6 protein-coding genes are annotated in these 4329 nt (G+C 70.3%); 2 read left to right on the top strand and 4 right to left on the bottom strand.

Going from position 1 to position 4329, the window contains the following annotated elements:
- The 4 genes from purQ to VNE62_09605 all read right to left on the bottom strand — a co-directional run.
- On the bottom strand, positions 1-570 hold a 570-nt coding region (gene purQ / locus VNE62_09590; protein ID HVE92533.1), incomplete at its 3' end, for a phosphoribosylformylglycinamidine synthase subunit PurQ.
- Entirely contained in the window at positions 567-758 is a 192-nt protein-coding gene (locus tag VNE62_09595; protein ID HVE92534.1) for a hypothetical protein, read from the bottom strand. The genes VNE62_09595 and purQ, both read right to left, overlap by 4 nt.
- 11 nt (positions 759-769) lie before the next feature.
- Complete coding sequence (purS, locus tag VNE62_09600; GenBank protein ID HVE92535.1) at positions 770-1027, bottom strand: phosphoribosylformylglycinamidine synthase subunit PurS; 258 nt, start codon at positions 1025-1027, stop codon at positions 770-772.
- On the bottom strand, positions 1024-1920 hold the full coding sequence (locus VNE62_09605; protein HVE92536.1) for a phosphoribosylaminoimidazolesuccinocarboxamide synthase: 897 nt from the start codon (positions 1918-1920) through the stop codon (positions 1024-1026). Before VNE62_09605 ends, purS begins: the two co-directional genes overlap by 4 nt.
- A 140-nt stretch (positions 1921-2060) precedes the next feature.
- Between VNE62_09605 and VNE62_09610 the strand changes: the two genes are divergently transcribed.
- Positions 2061-3566: an aldehyde dehydrogenase family protein gene (locus VNE62_09610; protein HVE92537.1), complete on the top strand. Its 1506-nt coding sequence runs from the start codon at positions 2061-2063 to the stop codon at positions 3564-3566.
- A gap of 37 nt (positions 3567-3603) precedes the next feature.
- A partial coding sequence (locus VNE62_09615) for an aminotransferase class III-fold pyridoxal phosphate-dependent enzyme (GenBank protein ID HVE92538.1) occupies positions 3604-4329 on the top strand: 726 nt, incomplete at its 3' end.

Raw genomic sequence — 4329 nt, forward strand, 5'->3', positions numbered from 1 at the left:
TCGCTCGGGGTGCGGCATCATCCCGCCCACATTGCCGGCTGCGTTGGCGATACCGGCGGCCGACTGCCAGGACCCGTTGGGGTTGTCCACGTAGCGCAGAGCGACCCGCGGCTCCCCGAATGGGACGTAGTTGCCCTCGTAGTGGTTGATCGGGATGCGCAGCCTTTGTCCGGCCGCGCAGTTGACGGTGAGGACGTTCGCCGTGTCCACGACCTCCAGCTCCACCCAGTCGCAGATAAAGCGAAGGCCCTCGTTGCGATGCAGGGCGCCCGGCAGCAGTCCGGCCTCGCACAGGATCTGGAAGCCGTTGCAGATCCCGACGACGGCCGCACCGTGCGACGCCAACCCGCGCACCGCCTCCATCACCGGCGAGAAACGGGCGATGGCCCCGGTCCGCAGGTAGTCGCCGTGCGCGAAGCCCCCCGGCAGGACGACTGCGTCCGCGCCGTCGAGGCGCTCGTCGCCATGCCAGGCCAGACCGGCGTCCATGCCCTCGGCCCGAAGCGCGTGCACCACGTCCTGCTCGCAGTTGGAGCCGGGGAACTGCACCACCGCCACGGACGGCTTCACGCGACGCTCCCGTCCTTGAACCGGGCGGTGAGAAGGACGGCGGCGCCGATGAGGTACAGGCCGAGGGACAGCGCCGCCAGCGACAGGACCCCCCAGAGATGAATGTCCGGGGGAAGCGCGTCGTTGAACAGGTAGGCGAGCAGGACCGCGGCCGTGGTGAAGGCGCAGCCCGCCGCGATCAGGACCAATCCGCGACGAATCAGGCGGGCTCCAAGGAGAACTCGTAGCTCTCCAGGACCGGGTTGCTCAGAAAGCTGCGGCACATCTCCTCCACCTGCTCGCGGCAGGAGTCGATCGTCTCTCCCTCGACGACGAGGTCGAAGTGCTTGCCCACCCGCACGTCGCGGACGTTGTCCCAGCCAAGCGCGGGAAGGGATCGTTCCACGGTCTGGCCCTGCGGGTCGGCGATTCCCGGCTTCAGCGTGACGTCGACCCTGACCTTGGCGCGGACCGTCACGCCTGCCCCAGGTGCTGGTCCAGGGTCATGCCGGTGATTCGCTCGAACGCCTCCCGGTACCGGGCCCGGGTCCCCTGAACGACCTCGTCCGGGAGCTCTGGCCCCGGCGCCGAGTGGTCCCAGCCGACGGAGTCGGCGTAGTCGCGGACGTACTGCTTGTCGTAGGACGGCGGCGTCGCCCCCGGCTCCCACGAGTCGGCCGGCCAGTAGCGCGAGGAGTCCGGCGTGAGGCACTCGTCGCAAAGGACGAGCTCGCCGTCCACCAGTCCGAGTTCGAACTTGGTGTCGGCCAGCAGGATCCCGCGGGACTCGGCGTGGGCGCGTCCGAACTCGTACAGGGCGATCGAGATCTCGGCGGCTCGCTTGACCAGTGAGGCGTCGCCGACGATGGAAGCCGCGGAGTCGGAGTCGATGTTCTCGTCGTGTCCGGTGTGGGCCTTGGTGGCCGGGGTGAAGATCGGCTCGGGGAGCTTGTCGGCCTCGCGCAAACCCTCCGGCAACTCAACGCCGCAGACCTCGCCGGTGCGCTTGTAGTCCTTCCACCCCGAGCCCACGAGGTAGCCCCGGACGACGCACTCGATGGGCAGCATCTGGGCCTTGCGCACCAGCATCGCCCGGCCCCCGACCGAACCTGCGCCACCGGGCATGGTCGCGCCGCGCCACTCCACGAGGTGGTTGGGGACGATCTGCTGGGTGCGGTCGAACCAGAACACCGACAGCCCGGTGAGGACCGCGCCCTTCTCCGGGATGGGGGTCGGCAGGACCACGTCGAACACCGACACGCGGTCGGTGGCGACCATCAGCAGGTGCTCGCCCGCGTCGAAGATCTCCCGGACCTTGCCCGAGGCGACGTGGGGAAGGCCGACGTCGAGTGTGTTGAGGGCTCCCGTCACCGCACCAATCTATCCAAGGACGCCGACGGGGGCCGGGGGGCGGGGGCCGGGGGGCGGGGGGCTCCCACCTTGGGCGACTTCAGCTGCGGTTAACCTGACCTGAGGTAGGCACGCCCGCACCTTGGCCTGTGGAGGAAGAGATGGACACCGTCGTCACGCACGGCAACCGCATCGGAGGACGCGTCGTCGGCACCGGCGGGCCCACCTTCGAGTCCACCAACCCGGCCCGGCCCTCGGAGGTCATCGGCGTCTTCCCGGAGTCCACACCTGAGGACGTGGACGCCGCCGTCAACGCGGCCGCGGAGGCGCAGCGCAAGTGGGCCCGGGTGCCCATTCCCGCACGGGCGGAGCTGATCGCCCGCGCCGGCGAGGTCCTGGCCCGGCGCAAGGACGAGCTCACGCGGATGGTCTCCCGCGAGGCGGGAAAGGTCCTCGTCGAGTCGGGTGGGGACGTCCAGGAGGCCATCGACATGGCCGGGTTCATAGCCGGACACGGTCGCGGCGCCCTCGGGTCCGTCCACCCGTCCGAGCTCGCCGACAAGATCTGTTGGAGCGTCCGCCAGCCGGTGGGCGTGGTGGGGATGATCACGCCCTGGAACTTCCCCGTGGCGATCCCGGCCTGGAAGTGCTTTCCGGCCCTGCTGGCCGGAAACGGGATCGTGCTCAAGCCGTCCGAGCATTCCCCGATGTGCGCCGAGGCTTTCGTGGACGCGCTGGTGGAGGCCGGGATTCCCGGCGGGCTGCTGAACCTCGTCCACGGGCACGCCACTCCCGCGGCCGCCCTCGCCGTTCACCCTCTGGTGCGCGCGGTCAGCTTCACGGGCTCGGTGCCCACCGGGCGAAAGGTCGCGTCCGCGGCCATGGACACGGGTCCGCGGCTGGTTTCCCTGGAGCTCGGCGGCAAGAACGCCATGGTCGTGATGGACGACGCCGACCTCGCGCTCGCCTCCGACGGCGCGCTGTTCGGCGCCTTCGGGACCGCCGGCCAGCGCTGCACCTCCACCTCCAGGCTCGTGTTGCACGCCGACGCGTCCTCATTGATCGACGAGGTCGCGGAGAGAGCCCGGAAGCTGCGCATCGGCGACCCGACGCATCCAGACACAGACGTCGGACCCGTGATCGACGCCGCCTCCGCACGGCGGATCCACTCAATGGTCGAGTCGGCCGTCGAGGAGGGGGCCGAGGTGCTCTGCGGGGGCCGCATCGTCGAGGTGGACGGGTGCGACGGTGGCTCCTTCTACGAGCCGACGATCCTGCGCGGAGTGCGTCCGGACCACCGCATCGCGCAGCAGGAGGTGTTCGGGCCCGTCCTGTCGGTCATCGAGGTCGCGTCGCTGGACGAGGCGGTGGACGTGGTCAACGGCGTCGCCTATGGGCTGTCGGCCGCCGTGTACACCCGGGACGTGAACGCCGCCATGCGTGCCGTCGAGCGGATCGACACCGGGATCGTCTACGTCAACGCCCCGACGATCGGAGCCGAGATCCAGATGCCGTTCGGCGGCACAAAGCACACCGGCAACGGGTTCCGCGAGGCCGGCATGCGCGGCATCGAGCAGTTCAGCGAGCTCAAGACTGTCTACGTCGACTACTCCGGACGCCTGCAACGGGCGCAGATCGACACCCACGCCGCGCCGGGGACCGACTGACGTGGCCTTGTCCGCCAAGCCCCGGCCGGAGCAGGGCGTGGCAGCCGAGTGGACCCGCCGCGACGAGGCCGTTATGGCGCCCGTCCTGTCGCGGATGACCGAGGTGGTCGCCGCGTCGGCGCAAGGGTCCTGGATCACCGACGCCGACGGCACGCGCCTGCTCGACTTCACCTGCGGCATAGCGGTGTGCAACATCGGCCACTGCCACCCGGCGGTGGTGTCGGCTATCGAGAAGCAGGCCCGGACGCTGATCCATACCTCCGTCGTCGCCCGAAGCCCGGCCCCCATCGAGCTTGCGGAGCGGCTGTGCTCTCTCACGCCGTTCGTGGACGACCCTCGGGTGTTCTTCTGCAACTCGGGGGCCGAGGCCGTCGACGGCGCACTGAAGCTGGCCCGGCGGTCGACCGGACGGCCCGGAGTGATCGCCTTTCGCGGCGGCTTCCACGGACGCACCCTGGCGGCCACCTCTCTGACCACAGCCAAGGGGCGATACCGCGAGGGGTACGAGCCGCTGCTGCCCGGCGTGTACGTCGCGCCGTACGCCGAGCCGCTGCGGACCAGTGCGGTGGACGCGCTCGCCGCTCTGGATGACATGCTCGCCCAGGTGGCGCCACCGGGATCGATCGGGGCGATGGTCGTCGAGCCGGTGCTGGGCGAGGGCGGCTACGTCGTGCCGCCGCTGGGGTGGCTTCGCGGTCTGCGGGAGCGCTGCGACGAGCACGGCATCCTGCTGGTCTTCGACGAGGTCCAGACGGGGGCCGGA

This window comes from Actinomycetota bacterium (assembly GCA_035536535.1).
Lineage (GTDB): Bacteria > Actinomycetota > JAICYB01 > JAICYB01 > JAICYB01 > DATLNZ01.

Coding starts and splice junctions, on each gene's coding strand:
- VNE62_09610 (HVE92537.1), top strand. CDS start 2,061: ATGGACACCGTCGTCACGCACGGCAACCGCATCGGAGGACGCGTCGTC.